Origin of the sequence: Croceicoccus estronivorus (assembly GCF_001625325.1) — a bacterium.
GTDB lineage: Bacteria > Pseudomonadota > Alphaproteobacteria > Sphingomonadales > Sphingomonadaceae > Caenibius > Caenibius estronivorus.
Window position 1 is genome coordinate 525,942 of the sequence record NZ_JRQQ01000001.1, and the last position, 25,354, is coordinate 551,295.

At 60.9% G+C, this 25,354-nt stretch carries 19 protein-coding genes; 6 read left to right on the plus strand and 13 right to left on the minus strand.

Annotation, left to right across the window (positions count from 1 at the left end):
- The first annotated feature begins 16 nt into the window (after positions 1–16).
- Entirely contained in the window at positions 17–727 is a 711-nt protein-coding gene (locus MB02_RS02665; RefSeq protein WP_067531936.1) for a GntR family transcriptional regulator, read from the plus strand.
- A 57-nt stretch (positions 728–784) separates the two neighbouring features.
- Here MB02_RS02665 and MB02_RS02670 read toward each other — a convergent pair whose 3' ends face one another.
- Genes MB02_RS02670 through MB02_RS02680 form a run of 3 tightly spaced genes read right to left on the minus strand, consistent with a single transcriptional unit; the run spans position 785 to position 4,024 of the window.
- Positions 785–1,543, minus strand: coding sequence for an alpha/beta fold hydrolase (locus MB02_RS02670; RefSeq protein WP_170304607.1), 759 nt, complete (start codon positions 1,541–1,543; stop codon positions 785–787).
- Positions 1,544–1,553: 10 nt separating this feature from the next.
- Complete coding sequence (locus tag MB02_RS02675) at positions 1,554–2,675, minus strand: LLM class flavin-dependent oxidoreductase (protein WP_067531940.1); 1,122 nt, start codon at positions 2,673–2,675, stop codon at positions 1,554–1,556.
- A gap of 14 nt (positions 2,676–2,689) precedes the next feature.
- Complete coding sequence (locus MB02_RS02680) at positions 2,690–4,024, minus strand: MFS transporter (RefSeq protein WP_170304608.1); 1,335 nt, start codon at positions 4,022–4,024, stop codon at positions 2,690–2,692.
- A gap of 284 nt (positions 4,025–4,308) precedes the next feature.
- Between MB02_RS02680 and MB02_RS02685 the strand changes: the two genes are divergently transcribed.
- Complete coding sequence (locus MB02_RS02685; RefSeq protein WP_082825918.1) at positions 4,309–6,615, plus strand: TonB-dependent receptor; 2,307 nt, start codon at positions 4,309–4,311, stop codon at positions 6,613–6,615.
- A 43-nt stretch (positions 6,616–6,658) separates the two neighbouring features.
- Here MB02_RS02685 and MB02_RS02690 read toward each other — a convergent pair whose 3' ends face one another.
- The 9 genes from MB02_RS02690 to MB02_RS02730 all read right to left on the minus strand — a co-directional run bounded on the left by MB02_RS02690 (position 6,659) and on the right by MB02_RS02730 (position 17,059).
- Positions 6,659–8,956, minus strand: coding sequence for a TonB-dependent receptor domain-containing protein (locus tag MB02_RS02690; RefSeq protein WP_235829397.1), 2,298 nt, complete (start codon positions 8,954–8,956; stop codon positions 6,659–6,661).
- Positions 8,913–9,866: a FecR family protein gene (locus tag MB02_RS02695; RefSeq protein ID WP_067531948.1), complete on the minus strand. Its 954-nt coding sequence runs from the start codon at positions 9,864–9,866 to the stop codon at positions 8,913–8,915. The genes MB02_RS02690 and MB02_RS02695 overlap by 44 nt, the downstream gene beginning before the upstream one ends.
- On the minus strand, positions 9,863–10,444 hold the full coding sequence (locus MB02_RS02700; protein WP_235829398.1) for an RNA polymerase sigma factor: 582 nt from the start codon (positions 10,442–10,444) through the stop codon (positions 9,863–9,865). The genes MB02_RS02695 and MB02_RS02700 overlap by 4 nt, the downstream gene beginning before the upstream one ends.
- Positions 10,445–10,524: 80 nt before the next feature.
- Complete coding sequence (locus MB02_RS02705) at positions 10,525–11,139, minus strand: class I SAM-dependent methyltransferase (RefSeq protein WP_067531952.1); 615 nt, start codon at positions 11,137–11,139, stop codon at positions 10,525–10,527.
- Positions 11,140–11,146: 7 nt separating this feature from the next.
- Positions 11,147–11,791 (minus strand): tetratricopeptide repeat protein, encoded by a 645-nt coding sequence (locus tag MB02_RS02710; RefSeq protein WP_067531954.1) that lies wholly within the window; start codon positions 11,789–11,791, stop codon positions 11,147–11,149.
- 21 nt (positions 11,792–11,812) lie between these two features.
- Positions 11,813–12,568, minus strand: coding sequence for an SDR family NAD(P)-dependent oxidoreductase (locus tag MB02_RS02715; protein ID WP_067531956.1), 756 nt, complete (start codon positions 12,566–12,568; stop codon positions 11,813–11,815).
- The gene (locus MB02_RS02720) at positions 12,555–14,606 is read right to left on the minus strand and encodes an AMP-binding protein (protein WP_067531958.1); all 2,052 of its coding nucleotides are present in this window, start codon (positions 14,604–14,606) and stop codon (positions 12,555–12,557) included. The genes MB02_RS02715 and MB02_RS02720 overlap by 14 nt, the downstream gene beginning before the upstream one ends.
- Before the next feature lies 1 nt (position 14,607).
- Complete coding sequence (locus tag MB02_RS02725; RefSeq protein WP_067531960.1) at positions 14,608–15,162, minus strand: thermostable hemolysin; 555 nt, start codon at positions 15,160–15,162, stop codon at positions 14,608–14,610.
- A gap of 115 nt (positions 15,163–15,277) precedes the next feature.
- On the minus strand, positions 15,278–17,059 hold the full coding sequence (locus tag MB02_RS02730) for a DEAD/DEAH box helicase (RefSeq protein ID WP_067531962.1): 1,782 nt from the start codon (positions 17,057–17,059) through the stop codon (positions 15,278–15,280).
- Positions 17,060–17,391: 332 nt separating this feature from the next.
- On the opposite strand from MB02_RS02730, the gene MB02_RS02735 reads away from it, so the two are divergent.
- Positions 17,392–18,147, plus strand: coding sequence for an SDR family NAD(P)-dependent oxidoreductase (locus MB02_RS02735; protein ID WP_067531964.1), 756 nt, complete (start codon positions 17,392–17,394; stop codon positions 18,145–18,147).
- Positions 18,148–18,245: 98 nt separating this feature from the next.
- On the opposite strand, the gene MB02_RS02740 is transcribed toward MB02_RS02735, so the two are convergent.
- Positions 18,246–18,803 (minus strand): hypothetical protein, encoded by a 558-nt coding sequence (locus tag MB02_RS02740; RefSeq protein ID WP_156495385.1) that lies wholly within the window; start codon positions 18,801–18,803, stop codon positions 18,246–18,248.
- Between the two features lie 478 nt (positions 18,804–19,281).
- Between MB02_RS02740 and MB02_RS02745 the strand changes: the two genes are divergently transcribed.
- From MB02_RS02745 to MB02_RS02755, 3 genes are all read left to right on the plus strand, one after another.
- Positions 19,282–21,744 (plus strand): membrane-bound PQQ-dependent dehydrogenase, glucose/quinate/shikimate family, encoded by a 2,463-nt coding sequence (locus tag MB02_RS02745; protein WP_067531968.1) that lies wholly within the window; start codon positions 19,282–19,284, stop codon positions 21,742–21,744.
- A 393-nt stretch (positions 21,745–22,137) separates the two neighbouring features.
- Positions 22,138–24,474, plus strand: a complete 2,337-nt coding sequence (locus tag MB02_RS02750; protein WP_067531970.1) for a TonB-dependent receptor — start codon at positions 22,138–22,140, stop codon at positions 24,472–24,474.
- A gap of 60 nt (positions 24,475–24,534) precedes the next feature.
- The gene (locus MB02_RS02755) at positions 24,535–25,311 is read left to right on the plus strand and encodes an SDR family NAD(P)-dependent oxidoreductase (protein WP_067531972.1); all 777 of its coding nucleotides are present in this window, start codon (positions 24,535–24,537) and stop codon (positions 25,309–25,311) included.
- Positions 25,312–25,354 lie beyond the last annotated feature (43 nt).

Here is a 25,354-nt window from a genome sequence, read left to right on the forward strand (position 1 = left end):
TTTGGGGGAGTGGAAATTGGACGTTGAAGACCTTCGGATAGACGCGAATCCGACACTTGTTCGGGAACATGCGCTCGCGAAGCTGAGAGCGGCCATCGCCACCGGGCTTTATCCCCCGGGCAAACGGCTGGTCGAACGCGAACTGTGCGAAGCGCTGGGCGTCAGCCGTACCTCGGTTCGCGAAGCCTTGCGCCAGCTTCAGGCCGAAGGGCTGATCGAAGTCGGGCCACGCCGCAACATCATCGTTGCCCGCGTCAGTCTGGAAGATGCCCGCGACATCTACGATCTGCGCAATCTGATAGAAACCGCGGCCATTCGCCGGTTGGTCGAACGGGCCGATCCCAAGACAATCAAGCGGCTGCAGGCCATGCAGAAAACGATAGCCCGACTGGCCCGGAGCGGGGACATCGCCTCTCTTGCCGAGCAGGCGGGCAGTTTCTACGAAGAAATTCTCGACGGATCGGCAAGCCGCATCATAGCGGAAACCGGCAAGCAACTGCTCAAGCGCGTCTCTTACCTGCGACTGGCCTCGATGTCCGCGCCCCATCGTCTCGAACACGGCATCGCCGAATGGGAGAGGATCGTGTCGGCCATAGTCGCAGGCGATGCGGACGCTGCTGCCAGCGCTCTTGAACAACATATCGCCAATTCACGCGATACCATCGTCGCGTCGATCGAACGGCAGGAACAGGCCGACCAGGCCCGGCAAACCGTGGGTGCCGACTGATTGAAGGAATATGGCGGGCACGCACATGCGCCGTGCCCGCCTATGCGACCCGCCGGCTCAGGCGTATTCCCGATTGGCCACGATAAAGGCTGGCCCCTTGTCCAGGAAATGTCGCATGACCCGGAACATCCGCTCCGGCTGATCGACCTGTGCCCCGTGCCCGGCATCATAGAGATAGGTCAGTTTGCAATTCGGAAGATGGCGGGCGAGATATTGGCCGGATTGGGCCGGGACCACGGCATCGAGCGTACCCATGATAACCAGTGTCGGCTGATGTATCCCCGGCAGCAGGTCTGCCAGCATCGGGTCGGACGGAGCGGTTCCGCCATAGGCCCGAAAGGCTTCTGAATTCGCTTTGGCAGTGGCCGCATCGGGCAACAGGTCTTTCGCCTTTTCAGGATAGGCAAACAGAGTCGGCCTGCCTGCAGTGGGCGGACCTGCGACAACACCCGAAGGGGCTTCCAGCACCATGGTTTCAACGCAGTCGGCGTGATTGGCTGCGAGATGGAGCGCCACCTGGCCACCGAAAGAACCGCCAAACACATCGACCGGACTTTCCCCGATGACCTCATGTTTGAACGCTGCCACCCAATCGGCCAACCCGCCGACATCGTTCACCCCGTCCACCATCTCGCTACCGCCAAAACCGGGCAGTACGGGCATATAGACTTGCCGCCCTGTCGAAAGGAGCTCCAGCAGAGGCGTCCAGAGCGGGCCGCCAGAGGTGTGAAGCACGAGCAACTCAGGACCATTCCCCGCACGGACATAGCTCGCGGGACGCCCCGCAACCGTAGCGACCAGCTTTTCACAGGACATGACTTGCTCCTCAAAGATCACGGACATGCGGCAATACCTCGGCGTGGAAGAGGTCCATGCCCTTGCGCACCATGGGGATGGGCAGATTGCCGATCTGCATGCTCAGATTGATGCCGCCGCAACCGAGTTCGCGGCCAAAGCGGCGAATTTGCTCTGTTACGCTTTTCGGGCTGCCGCAGAAGATGGATCCCGCTTCGATCATTTCGTCGATCGATTTTCGCGCAACGACCTTGTCGAGACGGCTATCATAGCTCGCACCAGCCTTCTGCCTTGTGAAGTAGCCCGCCTGAGCCACCAGCTTGAGCGCATCGTAAGTCGGTTTCATCAGCGTATCGTGGAAATAATCGAGCGCGCTGGCGAACACGTCATGCGCCTCCGCATCCGTTTCGCAAATGCAGGTGCTGGCCCCCATCAGGACATGATCCACGGTGGGTTCCCAGCCGCATTCCCGGGCCACACGATGATATGTCTCCACATTGGCGCGGGCCGCCTTGAGATCATGGATCAACCCCATGGCCATAATCGCGCGGCTTTGCGCTGCGACTGTGGCGGACTCTTCATTGCTGGCGGACATCAGCACGCGCGGCGGCTGCTGAATGGGACGAGGCCAGATCGAGATCGAACGGAACTGGTAGTGCTGGCCTTCCCAGCCGAAGGGCTCCGGCTCGGTCCAGCATTTCATGACCAGCTCCGCGGCTTCCTTCTGCCGGTCGCGCGATTCCGCGGGCGGCGAGTTGTAGGCGATATATTCGTGCGGCACGCCGCGCATGAAACCTGCAATCAGGCGCCCGCCGCTCATCACATCAATCATGGCATATTCCTCTGCCACACGGACGGGGTTCGACAGGGGCAGGAGATTCCCGATCATGGCCAGGCCGATGGTCCTGGTTTCACGCGCCAGGATCGAACCGATCAGGTTGCAGTTCGCCATCGTGCCATAGGGGCTGAAATGGTGTTCGTTGCAGGCCACCCAGTCGAAGCCGCAAGCCTCGGCATGAACCAGCAGGTCGACATAGTCGTTATAGAGGCGCTGCCCGATCTCTGGGTCATAGTCCCGATTGGGCGTCGGATAGACCTTCGGCGGCTCCGGATAATGGGGCCAGGGCATCAGATTGAAAAAGCCGAATTTCATGATTGGGCTGCTCCTTACGTAGAGGAAAGCTGGCGGTTTTCCGCCGATGCACGGCGCAACATCCCACGCCCGAGCAACAAGAGGGCACAGCCACCCACTGCCCCCGCCCCGCCGACAATGGCCATCGATTTTCCAAGGCTGTCCGGAGAGCCGAACACCGTGTCGGTCAGAAATGCAGTGACCAGCGCGACGATCGCCTGCCCCAGAATATTCTGCACGAAGAAGAAGCTGGCGACATACAGCCCCCGCATGCGATTTGGGGCAACGGCGGCGGCGACTACCGCGTGATGGCCGACCGAGGCGCAGACCAGAAAGACGAGCAAGGCCAGAGCGGCAAAAGCGAGCTTGGTATCGGCAAGCAACGGCATCGCGATCGCTGTCGGGACCAGCAGTACGGCACAGGCCGCCCCTGTAAGAAATGGCGCGTCAGCATGTCCGCGCGCCACCATCCGGTCCGTGACTGCTGCACCGAACCACTGGCCAAGGATGGTCGGAATCAGGAATATCAGCGCGAGTGGGACGCCAATGTCCGCAGGCCCCATGCCGTGGACACGCTCGAACAGAGCCGGCCCCCACAACATGAAGCCCGCAAAGGACAGGTTTATAAAGCTGTATCCGAGGAAATATGTCGCCGATACGCCTCGGTTACGCCTGATGAAGTGGACGAAAGCCCCCTTCTCAATCCGTTCCTCAAGCTTGTCTCCCCGGCGTGGTGGCTCACGCATGGTAAGAGTGAGCAAGGCCAGAAGCAGGCCCGGCAGACCCACTGCGACGAACACGAAACGCCATGCTGCCAGGTCACCAAAAAGAGGAAGCGCGATCCCCCCTGCCTGTGAGGCAAAGCCGATGAGCTGACCTCCGACGAAATAGGCAATGCTCGCCCCCAGAGAAACGCCCAGGGTATAGATCGCGACAGCCCGGCCCCGCCTTTCCGGAGGAAAGTAGTCCGCTATCAACGAATAGGCCGCAGGCGCCAGCGCCGCCTCGCCAATGCCGACACCGACTCGGCTGAGAAACAACCAGCCGAAAGTGGCGGCAAGTGCCGTTCCGATGGTGGCGAGGCTCCAGATCGCGACTCCCACTGCCACAATCGTGCGTCTCGGATAACGGTCGACCAGCCAGCCGATCGGAAGACCTGCCGTTACATAGAATAGCGAAAACGCCACCCCACCGACCAATGCAAACTGCATGTCGTTGAGCTGCAAGTCCGTGGAAACAGGGCGAATCAGAATCGCCAGAATGATCCGGTCGATGAAGGCCACGATGTAGGCGAGAAACAGCAGCAGCAGCGCCCAGTTGGCTTGCCTTCGTGGCGGCCAGCCATCGTCTGGAATGCATTCGTCGGACATATCCATGGCCCCACCGTTATATGTCATACTGTATGACAATCTTATTCGTGGGGATATTGCAAGCCGATTGTGCGCAACCGCAAAAAAATGTTGCATTGCGGCAAATCAAATTTTGCGCTTGCCGAACGGATTTTTTTGTATGACAATCACATAATAAGACGGAAGGTTTTCGGGACCGTTTCTGCGATTCCGCAAGCCCCTACCGACGACTGCGAAACAACGCAGCGTAAAACGCTCCGCAGGAGGAGTGGTGATCAAATAACTGATCGATAAGGGGAATTGAGATGAACCATATCACCCGCTCCAATGGTTTTCGAACTTCTATAAAGGCTCTAGTCACAACGATATCATTGCCAGCCATCGCAATCGCTACACCGTCGATGGCTCAGGAAGCGTCGGAAACTGCCGCTTCCGAGTCGCAAGCCAGAGAAACGTATTCAGGCGATGTCATCGTCGTTACCGCAACGCGGCGAGACGACGCCAAGATCACCGATACGGCTCTCGCCCTCTCCGCTTTTTCGGGTGAAACGCTCGAACGCATGAACGTGACCGACCTCAGCGACCTCCGTGCGCTCGATCCTTCGGTGAACATCCAGACGTTCGGCGCGGCCCAGACCAAGATCATCTTGCGCGGCATCCAGTCGGACGTGGGCGCCACGTCGGCGCTGTATGTCGACGAGTCCGCCATTCTCGGCGGCCAGGGCGGAAACATCCTGGGCGACGGCAAGCCCGGCCTGCGACTGCATGACATCGAGCGGGTCGAAATCCTCAAGGGGCCTCAGGGCACTCTTTTCGGCACGAGTTCGATGAGCGGCACCGTTCGCGTCATCACCAACAAGCCCGACCTTTATGACTGGGGCGGTTCGGCCGAATTCGGGGTTGCGGCAATCGACGGCGGCAATGCCCTGGGCGAGGGCAATGTGACGGTCAATGCACCTCTGGCGCCCGGCAAGCTGGCCTTGCGCGTTACCGGGTGGATGGAACGCGGCGGCGGTTATGTCGACCAGCTCATCCACGGAACCGACTCCTACAAGAACGGCAACGATCAGTTCGTGCGCGGCATCCGCGGCCAGCTCAAGTGGCAGGTCAACGACGACTTCTCGCTGTTGGCTTCCCTGACGCACCAGCGGATCGATGTCGATGGCAGCCAAGCCTACCAGCTCGCCAACGGGCCGTATCTGAACACGTCACCCACCATCGAACTCTACAAGGACAAGTACACGCTCGCATCGCTGACCGCTGATTATGATCTGGGCTTCGGCTCGGTCATCGCCAGCGCCAGCTACAGCCGCCAGAACGTGCTTGCAGCGAAGGATTCGACGCCGACGAACTATATGTTCGGCCTGCCCTACGATCTCAGCTTCGTTCCCCGGGTATGGTTCAAGGATTACAATGCCGAGATCCGCTTCCTGTCGAATTTCGATGGCCCGTTCCAGATCGTCACCGGCGCCTATTACGAACACACCAACAGCGTCTATCAGACCAATGCCATACAGGCGCCGAATGCCATCCCGGTCTGCTTCAGCTATGCCGATTGCCGGCCGTTCGTGCAGCCCGGTTCCGGCAATAGCCCCTATGAATTCGGCACGAACACCGACCGCACGATCGACCAGTTCGCGTTCTATGGCCAGATCGACTACGAGATCGTTCCCTCTCTCACCGCAACTGTCGGCATCCGCTATTTCAGTGCCGACATTCGCGATGTGGTGACGAACCTCCAGACAGTTTATCCGGACTTCGTCTTCGGTCAGGTAACGGAACCCAGCATAACGGGCGACAACAGCGGCACGAACAAGCAGACGAGCTACAATTTCGCCCTGCTGTGGGAAGTGACGCCCGAAATCAGCCTCTATGCCCGTGCGGCGTCCGGTTTCCGGATTGGCGGCGTGAACACTGCCACCTCGCTCGCACAGGAAGCCGGAGTAATCTTCCCGAGCACGTTCGATCCTGACAGCCTGTGGAGCTATGAAGCGGGTATCAAGGGCTACCTGTTCGACCGGGCGATCTATTTCGATCTGACCGCCTATCACGTCGACTGGACCGATCAGCAGCTTTCGGCCAGCGCCGCCGGTGCCTTCGGCTACACGATCAATGCAGGCCGGACGTCCTCGAACGGCGTGGAACTGAATGTCACTGCCACGCCCGTCGAAGGGCTAAGCCTGGCGGGTAGCGTCACTTACGTGGATTCCAAACTGGAAGAGGATCTTCCCGAGGACGTCCTCGAAGCCGGTACGATCGGCTACGCTGGCGACCGGGTTCCGCTGTCCCCCCGCTGGTCGGCATCGGCCCGCGCGGAATACGAATTCCCGGTTTCCGATAGCCTGAACGCATTCGTAGGCGGAAATGTCACCTATCAGGGCGACAGTTACAGCAGCTTCAATGACGCCAACGAGTTCTACACTTACCTCCCGGATTATGTCCTGTTCGGTGCCCGCATGGGTGTCAGGGGCGACGGCTGGGAAGCGAGCGTCTATGGCGAAAACCTGACCAACAAAGCGGCGGTCCTGGGTGTGGTGCCCTCGATCGACGGTGTTCGGATATTCTCCAATCGTCCGATGACGATGGGTCTGCGTGTCCGCACCAGCTTCTGAAAACCTTTCCCCGGCGGCGATCCATCGTTGCCGGGGACTTCTCCTAAAAAGACTTCCTGACGGCCAACGATACGCGCAGAGGGCTCTGCGGCGTGTATTGGCGCATCGTCGCAAAACGCAGCGGATTGCCGAAGGCAAAGCTGTCATCCCTGCGATTGAACAGGTTTTCGCCAGCAAGGGCAAAATCGCAACCAGCCCATTGGGCCGTCACTTCCACCTTGCTTTCAAGTATGCGGCCCATCGGCCGGTCCAGCAACGGGTCGAAACTGAGGCGGGCCGGGCCGATGTAGCGCATGCTTAGATGAAAGGATGCATCCGCATCGCCGATGCTGAAATCGTGGCTCAATGCCCCTCGCACGGTGTAGTCGGGAACCACGGGCAGATGCCGATCCTCGATTTCATAGCCCAGTGCATTCTTGAGCAATCTGGCACGCTCATAGGTTGCCCCAGCCGCCAGCTTCCAGCCTGAACCGAGTGGCTGTTCGAACGCGATTTCCGCGCCCATGATTTGCGCGTTCCCGGCATTGACCGTCTCGATCAATCCGTCGGAACGCAGGGTATCGGACTGGACATTTTCCCACCATGACCAATGCACGCCAATGTCCAGGCTGGCGCCACCAGGCAATTGTTCGCGCCAGCCTGCCTCGATTGTCGCCAGTTCATCGCTTTTCAGCACATCGAGATCACCGCCAGTGCCGATATCGGCCCCACCCTGCCGCAGGGCCGATCCATACCGCACATAGATGAGCCGCCCCCCGTGTGGGCGCCATGAAAGCGCCAGGCTTGGCGTCATCCCATTGCGCCGCAATTCGTGGGTCACAGTGTTGTCCGCCAGTACGCGCGTTTCCTCGACCACGCTGCGGAACAGCCGCGCACCGACGTCGAGCGAGACCCGGCTCGTCAACGGCAGGGTCACATCGCCGAACAACGCCGTCTCACTGCTCACGCGCCGGTCATCGACAAGCGCCAGCGAAGTGGCTGCCGCCGAAAGCGTCCACAAGTTGCTCTGGCGGGCTTCCACGTGCGACAGCCCCCCCAGCCATTGCAGGTGCCCCCACGCCCCGCTCAGACGCACTTCGCTGTCCCACACGCGGTATTCGCGCTGATCGTCGAGCACTTGCGGGTTCGTCAGGCCAAATGCGTCGGCACCGATAGTGGCATCCATCGTATCGCTGACTTCGTGCCAGGTTATCGCGCTGTTCATGACGATATTCAGCTTGCCGCCTTCGCGTCCGATGCGGGCGGAGAGATGCCGCAAGTCGTTGTCATGCGGCTCCGCAATCTGCCCCGGACGAACATAGGCCTCCGGACTATAGACATACTGGCTGTCGTCGGCTTCAAGCCATTGGGCAAAGGCGGTGACATCGGCCCGCCAGCCATCACCGGGAACCAGACCGAGCCCTGCCCGTGCGCCAAGCACTCTGCCGGAATTCGCGTCCGCGCGCGTACCGGTATCGACCCAGCCCGGCTCCCTCGCATGATAGCCCACCAGGCGCAAAGCGGCCGCGCCCGCGACCAGCGGCAGGTTCGCAACAGCGGATACGGAATAGCCCGCCCCTCCATGCGCCACGGTTTCCGCCCCCGCGGACATGTCGAGGCTGGTTTCATCCAGTTCCGCCCGGCGCGTGACAATATGATAGATTCCGCCAAGTGCGCCGGTGCCATAGAGCGAGCCTTGCGGCCCTTTCAGCACCTCAACCCTGTCCACATCGATCAGGCGAATATCGGGATCGGGCGCGGAATAGGTAAGGCGCGCATCGTCAAGCAGCACGGCAACGGTCGACTGGCTTTCCCCGTTGAACGCGCTGTCGGCCACACCCCGCACGAACATCCGGTTGCGGCCCGGACCAAGCCCGGTCAGCGACAGCCCTTCCATTTCACCCGCAAGCCAGACGGTGCCCCCTCTCGGATCGACCCGATGCATGGAATCGAGAGATACCACCGTCACCCCCATCGGAAGGTCGGCCAGAATCTGCCCTCGCTTGGCTGCCGTCACCACGATGGGTTGATCAAGGACAGGATTGACCGTGGTAGGGGCAACGGGTTGCTTCGCGCGCGCTTCGCGCTCGATACGCCAGGCATTCTCACCCACCCGGCGGGCGACATAGCCCGACCCCGCAAGCAGACGGGCCAGTGCCGCTTCCACACTCATCCTGCCCCGCACGGCAGGTGTCGCTATGTGCGGCAACGCCCCCTGCGCGCCGATCGAAACATGCGCTTCGCGCGATAGTTCGGTAATCGCCTCCGGCAGCGTGGAGGCGGGAATGTTCAGCGGGGTCCGATCGGCTTCGCGCGCCTCAGCGCCGCTGCTCCAGGCGATAGCCATCAGGCCCGCGGACAAGCTCCAGATCCATGAGCTGGGAGAGATCCCGCAGCGCCGCTTCCCCATCGCCGACGACCAAACTTCCCGAAAAACGCCGGTCGCGCAATGCATCCGGCAGAGTGACATTCACTCCAGCATAGCGGGCCAGATCGGCGGCCACCAGCGTCAATGGTGCGGAATCGAACGTCAGACGGCCTGAACGCCATTCGCCGATGTCCGTATCTTGCACCGGCGAGACAAGCGCGGTTCCGCGGCTGCCGTCGAACAACAATCCTCGCCCACGGGTAAGCCGGATCGGCTGGGCCAGTGCCTGGGATGCCACTTGCACCGCACCCTCGCCCACTTCGACACGGACCTGTCCCTTGTCAGCCTGTACATCGAACTTGGTCCCGATGTCGGTGATCCGGACATCGCCCGCCGCGATTTCCAGCGACCGTGAGGGATCATGGCGAATATCAAACCACGCACCACCGGTCAGGGCCATACGCATCTGCCGATCGTCTTCAATCGTCAACCGGCTGTGCGGAGCCAGCAAGACCGAAGACCCGTCGGCAAGAGCCACTTGCCGCGTCGCACTACCGGTTTGATAGATTGCGGGATCGGACTTCAGGAACTGCGGCACGACCATTACTGCGACCAGCGAGGCTGCGATAGCCAGCCCGGCCCAAGTCTGCCAGCCCCCCGCCACGCGGCCAGCGGACCGGCGCAGAGCAACGACCCGGGGCTCCGCTTCTGCCGTATCAACGACAACCTGCGACCCACGACATTCGTCAACCAGCGCACCAGCCAGCGCGACTTCGTCATAGGCCGTACGGTGACGTGGGTCGGCTTCCAGCCATTGGGTGAAACCGTCCCAATCCATATCGTCCCGCTCGCTGGCGACATGCCAGGCGGCAGCCTGTTCTATGATCCGGTCATCGTCGCTCATGTTCCCGTGTCCTTCCGCGGTTCCCCTCCGCGAATTGCCTTCTTTTCCTTGGACGCCACCGGCGCAATCAATCCGCAGTCCGCCAGCGCATTTCGCAGGTGCTTCATCGCCACGGCGAGATGTTTTTCCACCCCACTGCGGCTAATCCCCATGACTTGCGCCACTTCGGCCTGCCCCAGCCCTTCCAGCCTGTGAAGCCGCAACGCCTTCTGTGCCCCTGGCGGCAGGGCCGCGATAGCCTGGCGCACCAGTTCCGCTTCCTGCTGCTTCACAATGGTTTCGTCCGCCGGCAGGGCAGGATCAGGCCGTTTTTCCGGCACGTCCGCCATCTGGCCTTCCGCCTCGAGCCAGTTGTGATCCCGCGCCATTGCCCGTTGGCGCGCGCGCCGCTGATCGAGAACCAGATTGTTAGCCATACGGAACAGATAGGCGCGGCCATTGGCAATTGGGTCGGCAGGCTGCCCCGACGCCTTGATCCACAATTCCTGCAACAGGTCTTCCGCTTCTTCCCGGTCACCGCAGCGCGCTGTGAGAAAGCGGAGCAGTTCCCCTCGATGAGACTCGAAGATGCCCGTCAACCAGTCTCCCGAACCGGATGTCTCGTTTCCGGATGTCTCCGTGTTATCCGATCCCATACTCGCTTGCAGGCCTCGAAACGCTAGCGCTCTGCATATGTCAGTAACCCCTTAACGCCGCTTGCGATAGCCACAGAGTGAATTGCCAAACTGGCCCGGTCAAATCCCCCGGCGACCAGCAGATCGGCCAGGCTGGCTTCATCGAACAGGCGATGGAGCCCCTGGTGCGCGAACCGCCAGTTATTCATCGTCTCGCGATGCGTCACATAGACAATCAGCCTGCCACCGGGGCGCAGAACCCGGCGGAGATTGACAACCATCTGGCCATCCGGGTCGCAGAAATACAACACATTGAGCGCCAGCACCGCGTCGAATGCCTCATCGGGAAAAGGCAGGTCCGGCATCTCGGCCCGGCAGAGCGTTGCCGCCGCACCGAGCTTCGCAGCCGCCGCAGCGAGCATCGTCGCAGAGATGTCGACGCCGGTAAGCTGACAGGGCGCCCGCCGCAAAACCTCCGCCATTGCACTGCCGGTTCCACAACCCGCATCCAGTATTCGTTCGCCTTCCATCGGCCGCAGCAGGTCGATTGCCAGCCTTGTCGGCCTGCGATTGGCGAAATCCATCACTTTGCCGACCAGTTCACCTGCCAGCCCACTGGGCCGGGCAAGTTGTCCGGCGAAACCGAGGGAAAAATTCATCGGAAAATCAGGCCGCCTTCGCCAGCAATTGCTGCACCTCGCGCCGACGGCCCGCGTCCCATGCTGGCCGGGAGGGATCGTGCGGCGCCTTCAGCGCTTTTTGAAGATACGAACGCGCGGCAGCCTTGTCCCCTTGATCGAGCAGGAAATCGCCATAGAAATAGTTGGCATCCAGCCCATTGGGATCGAGCGCCAGCGCCTCTTTCAAAAGCCTGCGGGCCTTGTCCTTGTCGCCAAAGCCGATGGGCGAACCGGGCACCTTGTAGTACAGAACACCCAGGCTCATCGCCACACCGCCGTCGGCGGCTGACCGATCGATAGCATAGGCTTTGGCCAGAATGTCTCGCGCCCTGGTCGCCAGGCCGAGCTTGTGAAAGATATTGGCCCGGTTGGCCTGTTCGCTGACAACAATGCCCTGCCACAGCAACGGTTCGGCCTTGCCCGGATAACGGGCGACGAGCGCGGCTGCATCCTTGGCCAGTTTGTCCAGCGCCTTGGTCTGTGTGCTCGACCCATGGACTTCATAGGTAATGTGGGCCCAGCCATCGTTGATGGCTTTCACGTCATCGGACATGGTGGCGGATGCGGCGACCGGGGTCGCCACCATCAGCACGGCAGCTATCGTCGCCGCCAGCGTGAAGCGCTGCTTCATGGTTGGATACTCCTTTGCAGTTCAGGAAAACTCGGCGCGTGCGCGCCGGATCTGGGAGGCGAGGCCGTTGTCGATCAGCTTGGGGGCAATGGTATTCAGCACGGCATAAAGCCGCTCCATCAGCCCGATCGACACTGTCTCGCGACGGGTAAGGATTGCGGAAACGATCCTTTGCGCGACCCATTCGGGTTCATCGGTTCTCATGCCGGTAACCGCGAGGAAACGCGCCACGTCACCGGTATTGAACGGGGTACGGGCAGCACGCGGATTGATGTGGCAAACAGTCACCCCGCTGCCGATCAGTTCGCGTCGCAGCCCCTGGCTCAGCGCGGATAGGCCGGCCTTGCTGCTCGAATAGGCTGCGAACCAGGGATAGGGGATTGCGCCGAGCACAGAGCCGATATTGACGATCTGGCCCGATCCCCGCTGGCGCATCGGTGCTGCGACCGTGCGCGCAAGCACCGCCGGCACGACCAAGTTTACCTGATAGCATAACGCCAGCGCTTCCGGGGTCTGGTCTTCGTGTAGACCGAACCGAATGATGCCCGCGACGTTGACTAGAATATCGGGCACATTGCCGGCCAGCCGCCCGGCCAGCGATCCCAGTTCATTTGCATCGGACAGATCGACAATCTGGGTTTCGTCGCAATCGCCACACGCGACCCGGTCGATACCGGTCACCCGCGCCCCGGCCTGCCGCAACAGCCGGGCAACCGGAGCCCCGATGCCGCCTGCCGCGCCGGTGACGACCGCGCGCTTCCCCTCAAGCGGCAGCACGAGTGCCCTCCAGATCAATGGAGGCGAACACGCCGCCGTAAAGGTCGAACATATCCTTGGCCATTTGCGTAATCGCCCGCCTGTCCGCCGGGTCGGAAAGACCGTTCACCACATCGGCAAAGAAACGCACGTGATCCTGATCGAGCGCGCCGTGCGAAGTGAGATAGGTGAACGCTTCCGGTGGCAGGCCGAGATGGTCCGCAACAGCGGCGGCCCCGCGCTGCGCCAGAACCACGCTGACGCTTTCCAGGACATAGACCATCCCGAAAAAGCCGATGGGATTGTCGTGCCGGATACGATCATAGGCATGGCTGACCATTGCCCGGGTCGCCGCGGCAGGCACGCTCTGCTCCACCGCTGCGGCATCACCGCCAGCAGCCGCAATGTCCGCAAGTATCCACCGCTCGTGACCGGTTTCTTCGGCTATGTATTCATCCAGCGTCGCGACCAGTTCGGGCCGATGCCCCACCCGGTCCCGCGTTGCACGCAACAAGGGGACGGTGTGGCTGACATGATGATACGCCTGAGTGAGATAGGCGATGTAGGTTTCGCGGCTGATTGCTCCGCTCAGACCTGCCTGAAGCTGCGGGATCGCAAGGAAACGCAGTCGTTCACGAACAGTGGCCGCCTCCAGTTCGGTGAAAAAGTCGGGCTCCTTGTCCAGATAGCAACTGGCGATAGCGTCACGCCGCAGGCGACCGTTCCCGGTCAGGCGGCCGTTGAGCGGGGTAAAATGAGCCGCCTCGCGCCACCGGCCCACCCGTGCATAGGCTGGCAAGGTCGCATTGGCGGCTTCGACCGCTGCATGGAGATCGGCGTCGGGGCTGGCCGGCACCAGCAACGCTTCGGCTGCGGGCAAGCTGTCGCCATACACCATCGCCTGCGCGATTGCAGGCTGGGCCAACAACGCCGCTTCGACCCATTCAGGGGAGACATTGCGGCCAAAGCTGGTGACGATCACATTGGATTTGCGGCCTTCGATCCATAGGCGGCCTGCCTCGTCGATCCGGCCGATATCCCCGGTCACCAGCGGCCCCGGCGGTTGCGGTTCCCCAATCGCACCGAGACACAACGGACCGTCGAGCATGATCTCGCCATCCGACGCCAGCCATGCGCGCATGTGGCGTAGCGGTTGCCCGGCGGAACCGGGCACATCGCCAGTGTCATCTTCCAGCGAAACCACCGATCCACACTCTGTCAGGCCGTAACCCTGTCGCACGGGCAAACCCAGCAAGCGTGCCCGCGCGATCAGCGCTGGCGGCGTACGCGCGCCGCCCACCGCCACCAGCGTCAGTTCCGGCAGGCGCAGGCCGCCCGCCTCCATCGCTCCAACCAGTCCGGCGAGATATTCAGGTACGAGAATAAGGGAGGTGATTTTCCAATCGGCAATCGCTTGCGCCAATGCCCTGAAATCCGGGCGAAACGGATCCGCCAGGCCGATCGCATCCTGGCCCGCGCAGACATAGGTCCCACCCGCCAGCAGGGTACTGAAAAAGCCTGCCACCGTTTCCAGCAATATGCCTGGGGGCAACACGGAGAGGTGTCGACCGGCGTGTTCCGCGCCGACAGCCTCAATAACGCTCGCGGCAACGCCCAGCATATGTGCGGCAGACAGGCATATGCCCTTGGGCCGTCCCGTCGAACCGGACGTAAAAGTAATCCGCGCCGTCCCCTGGGGTAGAGGGACAGGCGCGGTGCCGGTGCTTTTCGCAACAGCAAGGGAGTCAGCGCCGAAGAGCACCTGCGCACCGCAGGCATCCATTGCATGCGCAACCTGCTCGTTCGTGAAAAACCCCGGCAACGACAGCACCGGGAGCCCGGCTTCCAGCAGCGCGAGTTCAAGTGCCGCCGTGGCGATACCGTGATCGAGTTGCAAAGCGACAGGCCGGTCGGGCAGATACTCTTCTCTCAGTTGCCCTGCGAGATCGGCAATCTCATCGGCCAGTTCAGCATAGCTTATCCGCCCGCCATCCGGCTCTTCCAAGGCAATCCGACCGGGATTTTCCGCACCATGCCTGCGCAACGCGTCCAACAGCATTTCAGGCAGCCTCCCGCCGTGATTGCCGCCGCGCCATGAATGCAGCGATGGCATTCTGGCCCTCCGCAATCACGCCCATGCAGACTTGCGGATCGAATTCGTAGTATTGCCCCCAATCGCAACTGCCAGTGCCGAGCCGTTCCGGATTGGCAGGAGCCAGCACCGTGACCGGCACTCCGATCCGGGCGAACATCCGCCGCAGCGGGGCAGTCAGTGTGGCCACTGCCAGTTCACCCGCCGCGCCCAGATCATTGGCCGCGGCGCCCCACAGCTCCACCATTGTCAGGGCATTGTCAGCCGCAAAATTGCCGATTTCGACAATCTGCTCCCGCGCAACATGCCGCCCGCAGGCGGCGCTCACCAGTTCTTCAATTGCCTGATCGAGATAAGCTTCCAGGAAAAGCGGCCCACTGTCCGCCCGGCAATAACCAAGCGCAGCCCCCGTGCGCCCCTGCGCCCCGCACCCGATATAGCTGTCGAAAGATGGCGTGATCGCCGCACCGAAGGCATCACGGTATCTCCGGCAAATCAGCGATAGTTCAGTGGAATCGGGCATTGGCGGCTCCTTGCTGTCAGTTGCAAGACGCCGCCCTTTGGGAAGATCATCAGTTCAGATGGAATTTTTACGCAAAATTCCCCTTGCGATGCCCGGTGATCTTCCCGGCCTTCGTTCAACCCTTCTTGGGCCGTTTCCTACCGCCGGGTTTGCCGCCGGTGTTGCCGGGGCCTTTCTTCCGCCCCTTGAACGGTCCGCGTGGCGGAGCGTCGTGGGTCGGGCGCGGCTTGTACCTCTCACGCGGGCCAGGGCCGTTCCGCTTGCGATTATCGCGCGCCTGCTCTCGCGGGCCGCTTTCCGACGGTTCGATCAGAACGCGATCCTCGTCACTTTCCTCGCGCCCGGTCCGTTGCAGCGCATCGGAGAATTTATCGGCGATCGTGCGGGGAATCTGGAAATGCGTTTCATCCCGCGCAATCCGGATAGCACCAATCTCATTGCGGGTGATATGCCCCCGCCGGCACAGCAACGGCAAAATCCAGCGCGGTTCGGCATTATGGTTGCGGCCAACCGCGATGCGGAACCAAACGGTGTCCTCAAAACCCGGACGATGCCGCTCCTTCTGTGCCGCCCGCTGAGCCTCGGGCGTATTTGCAATCATTTCTTCCGGCTGCGGCATTGTCTGCCGGTGCGCATGGACCAATGCCGCGGCAATATCTTCCGCAGAGCGTTGCTCCATCAGCTGCCGAGCCAATGCGCGATCCTCGTCATCGTAGTCGACCGGCGCCAGCAGCATCGCCATCAGGCGTTCGCGATCCTTCACCCGGATGGCTTCCGGGCTTGGCACGTCGATCCAGCTGGCATTGATTTTCGCACTGCGCAGCATCGTTTCCACACGCCGGCGGCGGGGGTAGGGAACGATCAGCACTGCCGTTCCTTTCTTGCCTGCACGGCCGGTGCGCCCCGAACGATGCTGCAACGTTTCGGCGTCCCGCGGAATCTCCACATGAACGACAAGGCTGAGCGTGGGCAGATCGATCCCGCGCGCCGCTACGTCGGTCGCGACACAGACCCGCACGCGACGGTCGCGAAGGGCCTGCAAGGCCTGATTACGTTCCGACTGCGAGTGTTCGCCCGAGAGAGCGACCACTGCGAAGCCCCGTTCCTGCAAGGTTGCGTGCAGGTGTCGCACGTTGTCGCGCGTGGCACAGAACAGGATCGCCGTTTCCGCCTCGTGAAAGCGCAGGAGGTTGACCACGGCATTCTCGATCTCCGACGGCGATACCGTCATCGCCTGGTATTCAATATCGCCATGACCTCGATCTTCCCCGACCAGGGAAATGCGCAGGGCGTCGGTCTGGTAGCGCTTGGCAAGGGCTACGATCGGACGTGGCATGGTCGCGGAAAACAGCAAGGTGCGGCGCCCGTCGGGCGTTGCATCGAGAATTTCCTCCAGATCTTCCCGGAAACCCATGTCCAGCATCTCGTCCGCTTCGTCGAGCACGACCGCGGCCAAGGCCGAAAGGTCGAGCGCCCCGCGTTCCAGATGGTCACGCAGGCGCCCCGGGGTGCCGACGACAATCGCCGGGCCGGAGCGCAGCGTGCGCCGCTCCTTCGAAGGATCCATGCCGCCTACGCATGTGGCGATACGCAGCCCCGCCTTGCCGTACAGCCATGACAATTCACGGCTGACCTGCATTGCAAGTTCGCGCGTAGGTGCGATCACCAATGCACGCGGCAATTGAGAATTGGGCTGGTTTTCACCGTCGGTGAGGAGCTCCCCCGCAATGGCGAGGCCGAAGGCCACCGTCTTGCCGGAACCGGTCTGCGCCGAAACGACGAGATCCCGGCCCAAGGCTTCGGATTGCAATACGGCGGCCTGAACGGGCGTGGGTTCGGCATAGCCGCGTTCGGCAAGCGCTTCGCCAAGCGATGGCACGAGATTGGAAAAAGTCATGATACTCACAAAAAAGTGGTGCCAGCCGGATGGCAAGGAAGCGGGAAACGCACGGCAAGGCCCGGATCAGTGGAGAGAATGGTATAACTCTTGCCAAGCATATCAGGGTTCGACAGGCCCCATACATGGCTTGGCCCCTTATGGCTTGCACTGATTTCCATCAGCGGTGAAAGAGCCGCTGTATTGCCAGCCCGCGCTGGACTTCCCGACGACTGGTGATTTCCCGCAGGCTGAAGCAAATTACCATGCTCCTTGCCGCCCTCCCCGCTCGACGCGATGCGGGGACAGCGGTACACGGGGCCCCGCAAACTTTTGGAGAGGATCCGGAACGAATGAAAGATATGCAGGGTAAAGTCGCACTGGTCACTGGCGCGGGCGGCGGAATTGGACGCGCAACTGCGAAGCTTTTCGCGAAGCAGGGCGCAAAAGTCGTCGTCGCCGACTATCTGGCCGAGGCTGGCGAGGAAACGGTTTCCCAGATCACCGCTGATGGCGGTACGGCAAGCTTCGCATCATGCGATGTTTCTGTTCCCGATCAGGTGGCGGCCATGGTCCGGTACACTGTCGATACTTATGGCGGACTGGATTATGCCGTGAACAATGCGGGCATCGATCCGGAATTCGCACTGGAAGCGGACTGGTCGCTGGATTCATTCGACCGAATCATGTCCATCAACGCACGCGGCGTGTTCCTGTGCATGAAGGAAGAAATCGCCCGGATGAAAGGCAAAGGCGGCTCGATCGTCAATGTCGGCTCGTTCGCTTCCTTTGCCGGGGTGCCGAACAAGCCATCCTATTCCGCCAGCAAGCACGCAGTGCTGGGGCTGACCCGTTCAGCCGCGTTGCAGTACGCACGCGAAGGCATTCGCATCAACGCCGTTTGCCCGGGCGGCGTAAAAACCGCCATCATGGCCGATAATCTCGGTTCGCTTCCCGAAGGTGGTGAAGATCTGGTGGCGCAGAACCATCCGATCGGACGGATTGCAGAGCCGGAGGAAATTGCCGAAACGATTGTCTGGGTCGCCGGTTCGGCGAGCTACATGGTCGGCCACGGTCTCATTGTCGATGGCGGCCTAGCCGCAGGATAATTGACGACGCGACAGGGGCATGTTTCTCATGCCCCTGTCAGCGCGTTCTAAACTTTGGAAACCGCTTCAGTCATCGCCGACGAAGCATACTGTTCCCGTCAGGCGGACAGTTCCGAGGCCGGAGCGGCCTTCCCCGCACCTTTGCTGGCAAGTTTGGTGCCCACCTGTACCAGGATGAAGGTATAGATGGCCGCAACGACGATAGCCTGCCCGATTGCCGACAGCGTCGTTCCTTCGTGCAGCGCGGGAATCGTGCCAACGGTCAGGAACAGCATGAACGCATTGTTCACGAGAATGGGCAGCCACCCCATGATAATGAAATAGATCGCCAACAGCACGAGGACCAATGCCAGCGCCATGCCGGCTTCCGCTCCGAGCGCAGCTGGCAACGCCTGAAGTCCATAGGCCAACGCCAGGCCACCAAACGACCCGATCAGCGCAGGCACGAACTTGTCCATCTGGGCATGGCAGAAGGCAGTCCAGTAAAGCACGAACAAAAAGCCGCCATAAAGTGCCGAAAGGCCCAATGCCGCGGCAATGGCAATCAACAGCCCGACGGCAACCACGACACCACCCAGAACGAAGAGACCTTTAACCGGGGAAAGTCCTGCCTGGGATGCCGCCCCATCGGCAGCTTGTTCACTTGTACCTGTCACGCTCGAATCCTCTCTCGATTTTCTGCCTTTGCGGCATATTACCCGCGATAACCGGCTTGCGGCAAGCCACGGCCCGCTCTGGGCTCGATCTGCACCGTATCACGAAGTCATCCATTCTGACTGCTTTGCGGCCGCAAGGCCAGCCCGCACAATCAGGCCATTCTGATGATACGCAATTTACCGTGAAGTCATCCACCAGATTGCGATTTTCGATATTAGATTTTCCCGTTCAAACCAATATCTGAGGAGAAATGTGGATCAGGCGGCCGGACACATCGCACTTCTGACTGAAATGACAGAGAAATAGTAAATGCAATAGAGCCCACCCGGAGCCACATTGACCGGCTACATTCTCCTTCAAAATCGCACAACGATACCTTTTTGAGAAGGAACGGGACACCTATCTCAATGAATTCGGAACAGCATCGAACGCCATTCATTAAAGGAGCAGACTAGCCAGAATTTTGGAGAGTACGCCATGGATGCCGCAGAAGGAGCCCGGTCCACAAGACGATCCGCTGCCGGATGGATAGTGGGGTTCGTGTTTGGCCTCATCGGAATCATTCTCGCAATCGGCGGTGCGTGGCTGCTTTTTGCTGGCGGGTCCCCCTATTACCTGTTGGCCGGTATCGGCCTGGTGGTGTCGGCTGTGCTGCTCGTCCGCGGCAATCGGCTGGGCATTTGGGTCTATGTGCTGGTCTTCGCTCTAACAGTGCCATGGGCGCTCTGGGAAAGCGGAGCGGACCCGTGGGCACTGGTTCCCCGGCTGGTCGGCCCGTCCATCCTGCTCGCCTTGCTGGCCCTGCTTGCGCCCTTGATCGATGGACGCACCCCGTGGCGCCAGGCAATCATCGGAGCGGTGGGCAGCCTCGCTCTGCTCGGCGTAATCCTGTTAGGCGCCTCGATCGCCCAGCCCAGCCATCAGCATAACCCGTTTCCAGCAGCAGCCAGAATCATGGCGTCCAATCAAGCCGCTGGAAGCGATTGGCCCGCGTGGGGCGGCACCCAGGCCGGTCAGCGCTATTCACGACTCGATCAGATCACGCCGGACAACGCATCGAGGCTGAAAGTTGCCTGGACGGCGCACACGGGCGACCTGCCCAAAGGGGCAGGCATCGGAAAATATGCGGCTGAGACTACCCCCCTCAAGATCGGCGATCGGCTCTATCTGTGCAGCGCGATGAATATCCTCATCGCCCTCGACGCGGCGACAGGTGAGGAAATCTGGCGCTACGATCCCAAGGTGTCCACTGCGGCAATCCCCTATTCCGCATCATGCCGGGGCGTGACCGCATGGCGGAAGAATACGTCCCCGGCGAAGAACGATGCAGGCCTGTCCGGGGCGGTGCCAGCCTTGCGCAGTTTTGTCGGTGTGGCGCAGAAGCCCCAACCTTGCGCGCTGCGCATCATCGAAGGTACCCTGGATGGTCGCCTGATCGCAGTCGATGCGGAAACCGGCCGCCCATGTGCCGACTTCGGGCTGAACGGGCAGGTCGACATCAAACAAGGTATGGGCCCGGTCAATCCGGGCATGGTTTCCATTACCGCCCCGCCTGTCGTGGTTCGCGGCAAAATCATCACCGGCCATCAAGTGCTGGACGGGCAAAAGAACAACGCACCTTCCGGCGTGATCCAGGCATTCGACGCAGAAACCGGGAAATTCGCATGGGCATGGGATCTCGGACGCCCCGGCGAATACGGTCCACCGGCACCCGGTGAGCAATACACGCGCGGCACACCCAACATGTGGACCACCGCATCGGCGGATGAAAAGCTCGGGCTGGTCTATCTGCCGATGGGCAACAGCGCAGTCGATTACTGGAGCAGCGACCGCAGCCCGCAGGAGAACACCTTTTCCAGTTCGCTGGTCGCACTCAATGCGGAAACCGGCGAACCTGTCTGGCGCTTCCAGACTGTCCACATGGATGTGTGGGATTATGACCTTGGCAGTCAGGCCACGCTTGTGGATTTGCCTGATGGAACGCCCGCGCTGATCCTGCCTTCGAAGGAAGGCGACATGTATGTACTCGACCGTCGCGACGGCACCCCGATCCATGACGTGAAGGAAGTAAAGGCGCCCCGGGGCGGAGTGGAACCGCAGATGCGCAGCCCGACCCAGCCCCATTCACTGTTCCATACCTTGCGCCAGCCTGTTCTGCGCGAACGGGATATGTGGGGTATGACCCCTATCGACCAGATGATCTGCCGCATTCAGTTCCGGCAATCGGCTTATGACGGCTACTTCACTGCCCCGACCGCCGATCGGCACTGGATTGAGTATCCCGGCTATAACGGCGGATCCGATTGGGGTTCCGTCGCAGTGGATCCGCTTCGCGGGGTGATTGTCGCAAACTACAACGACATGCCCAACTACAACCAGCTGGTCCCCCGCAAGAAGGCGGATGCACGCGGATGGCAACCGCGCGGCCCGGAAGGGAACACAGGCAATGGCCATGCGGAAGGGGCTGGCGATCCCCAGGCCGGCACCCCCTACGCGATTGATGTGAACGCGGGCTGGCGCCTGGGCCTAACCGGCCTGCTGTGCAAAGAGCCCCCCTATGGCGGTATTCGCGCCATAGACCTCCTGACCGGCAAGACGATCTGGGACCGCCCGTTCGGTTCAGCGCGCGCAAATGGCCCATGGGGCACCAGCCTTGGTCTGCCGTTCGAAATCGGCACTCCGAACAACGGTGGCAGCGTGGTCACTGCGGGTGGGCTGGTGTTCATCGCCGCTGCTACCGATAACCTGATCCGGGCGATAGATCTCGAAACGGGCAAGACGGTATGGCATGATGAATTGCCCGGCGGCGGGCAAGCCAATGTCATGACCTATTCGCAAGACGGAAGGCAATTCGTGGTCGTTATGGCCGGCGGACACCACTTCATGGAAACACCCATCAGTGACGCCATGGTCGCCTATGCCCTGCCGATGGGTGGCTGAGCCAGGGGGCTAACAATTTCCCCACATGGTTCCAGCCATGTGGCCCTTGGTCAGGCATGGCGGAAACGGCCAGAACATGAAGTTATTCCTACTACCCCCGCAGCAACCCCCGCACCGGAAATACAAGAATAGTGGTCATATTCTGTCTATATTGACGTGTTTTCCCACAAGAGGTCAATGTAATTAATGTATGATGTAAATAAATACTGTTCGGATTGATTCCTTCAAAACAAGGAGCATCCCATCATTTCGGATATGCGGAACGGACGCAATTTACAGATACATTATCATTTCCCGATCGAATACTCCCCAAGGCAGTTTCTGACTGCTGTAGAGGCCGTCGCGAGACAATCAGCGGACTGAAGCCGCAACGGCCCCAGATGGGGAGATGGTATGACCAGAATCTCGACGGGAGCCGTTGGGCTTTCCCTTCTTGCAATCCAGCTAACGTTTGCGCCGACGGCGAGGGCAGCAACCACGAACGATACGCCCGACACTTCGGCGGAACAGGTCTCCACCTCCGGAGGTCTGGAAACAATCGTCGTTACGGCCCGACGGTCCAGCGAAAAACTGCAAAACGTCCCGGTCGCGGTGACTGCACTTTCCGGAGAATTTCTCGACCGCCAGAACATCGTCGATGCGACCGCACTGCCTCGTTTTGCCCCGAACCTGCTCGTCGCGGCGCTGCCGTCAAACCTGTCCGGAGCCACAGTCTATATCCGTGGCATCGGCAACAATGAGCCATCGTCAGTGGCCGAACAAGGCGTCGGCATTTATCTTGACGGCGTCTATATCGCCCGTTCCGCCGGAACGCTGTTCGATGTCGCAGATATCGAACGTGTCGAAGTCCTTCGCGGACCGCAAGGTACATTGTTTGGCCGCAATACCATTGGCGGAGCCGTGCAGTTCGTCTCCCGAAAACCACGCGACGAATTCGCGATGGAAGCAAAGGCGGGTTACGGCCGCTATAATGACTGGTTCGTTCGCAGTCGTGTCGACACCGGCTTTATCGGCTCTTCCCCGATCAAGCTGTCTATAACCGCACAGCACCGCCAGAATGACGGCTACATAAACAGCACGGTCACACCGGATTCGCAGGATCCGGGATCGGTCAAGAATGACAGCATCGTTATCGGGGCCGAAGCGGATCTCGGCGATGTGACGGCAACCTACAGCTTCGACTACAATAACAGGCGGGGCACTACGCCATTCTTCCAGATCGTTGCGGCAACGCAGGACATCATCAAGTATTACAGCGCGTCACCGGATTATGGCGGCCCAGCGTTTCTGATCAGCCCGGAACGTCAGCAAACCGTTCAGGAGACGGGTTTCGTCGACAGCTCCGGCCGCCGCGGATACGGTTCGAAAGTCAAGGTGTGGGGCCACGCACTGAATCTCACGTACGAGGCATCACCCGCCCTGACGCTCAAATCCATTACCGGATATCGACGCTTCTTTCAGGATACGATCACGGATCTCAGCGGGAATGGCGACCTGCAAGGGGTGGTACTCGATCCGATCACATTTGACCCGTCGATCGCATCGGTCACACCATATACCGGCCGGATCAACCCCGCGAAACAACGCCAGTTCAGCCAGGAATTTCAGGCACTGGGCACCGTTGGCGACTTCAGTTACCTCGCCGGCGCATACTATTTCCACGAGAGGGTATCGGAATACTACGATCAACGGCTGACCTTCGTCCTCGAAGGCGGCGATGCTGGTATCAATCTGAACCCGATACAGGCCATACGGGGCAAGGCAGAGTCCAGGGCCCTGTTCGGTCAGGTAAGCTGGAAACCATCGGCACTGGATCAGAAACTGGAGCTGACAGGCGGCCTGCGGTACACCCGGGACAAGAAAACCCTGACTCTCGCCGGTGACGTACAACCCAATCTCACAGGCAAGGTGAGTTCGGAAAACCTTTCATGGCTGGCTTCCGCCTCATACGAACTGGCGCCTGACCTCATGGTATATGCCCGCGTTTCGACCGGCTATCGCTCTGGCGGCATCAACCCCCGCGCGACAGTCATCAATACGTTCAAGCCGGAAAAGGCAATGGCCTACGAAGCCGGCATCAAGTCGGAATTCTTCGATCATCGCCTCCGGCTTAACCTGGCGGGATACATCACCAACTACACCGACCGTCAGCTGACCCAGTTCGCAGCGGGTAGCGCAGGGGCAACCGGGCTCATCGTCAATGCGGGCAAAGTACGGCTGCAAGGCTTCGAAGCAGAATTTGCCGCAACCCCGCTGCCGGGCTTCAGCCTCGACGGATCGGTGGGCTATGTGCATACCGAGTACCGCCAATTCCTGTTCCGCGACCCGGTCACCGACATCGTCAGTGACGTCGCCGACGCCGCCAAGCCGATCTACACACCGAAGTGGACCCTGCATCTGGGCGGCGAATATGCCTATGAATTCACTGGCGGGCTGGCCCGCCTGCGGATCGATTATTCACTTCGCACGTCGATCTATTTCAACGCCCTCGATGCGACCACGCCATTCAACGAAAATATCAAATCCGGCACAGACCGGAATGTGAAGGCACGACTTTCGCTGGAAGATATCGACATCGGCGGCACGAAGATGGAATTCGGGGTTTGGGGTGACAACCTGACCAACCAGAAGAACATCGCCTATGGTATCGACTTCGGGAGTCTCGGCTTCGCCGGCGCGATCTTCAAGAAACCGATTACCTATGGCGTCGACATGAAAATCGTCTTCTGAGACCCATTCGCCAACGGCAACGACCGACCCCCGTGAAGAATCGATGATCGGAACTACACCATGACAACACCCACGGACCGGACAGACAGAAATGCCCGTTATCGCGGACGACGCGTCTATATCACCGGCGCGGCATCCGGGATCGGCCTTGCGACCGCCCGCATTCTCGCACAGGAAGGGGCCGCACTGGCCATGGTCGACATCGACGCGGCGGGATTGCAGTCTGCGGTCGACGAACTGGGTGGGCATTGCCTGCCGGTCGATCTCACCGATGGTGATGCGGTCGACCGGTCAGTCGCCTCGGCGGCGGAACTGCTGGGCGGACTGGACTGCGTCATCAATGTCGCGGGCGTGCCCGAGGGACGCGGACTGGCAGAGCTGGACCCGGAGATCTGGGCCCGCGTGTTCGCGATCAACCTGACCGCCCCATACCGGATTTGCCGGGCAGCCCTTCCCTTCCTTTCTGCACAGGATGGCTCCGCAATCGTCAACGTTGCCAGCGGCGAGGCCCTGCTGCCAAGCGCGGCCGGCACACCCGCCTACGCGGCCTCGAAAGGCGGACTGATTTCGTTCACCAAGGCATTGGCAGCAGGTCTGGCACCGACAATCCGGGCAAATGCCATCTGCCCCGGCTTGACCGATACACCCATGGTTGCCCCCTACCTGCATGGCCCCGGCAACGAGCAACTAGCTGCAAGTTTCGCAGCCCGATACAGCATGAAACGCGCCGCCCAGCCGGTCGAAATCGCGGAGGCGATAGCCTTCCTGGGCAGTCACGAGGCATCCTACATCACGGGCGCCACTCTGGCCGTCGACGGCGGACGGTCATTCCACTGACGCGGACCATGAACTTCCCTTCAATCGCCTGGCAAAAGACACC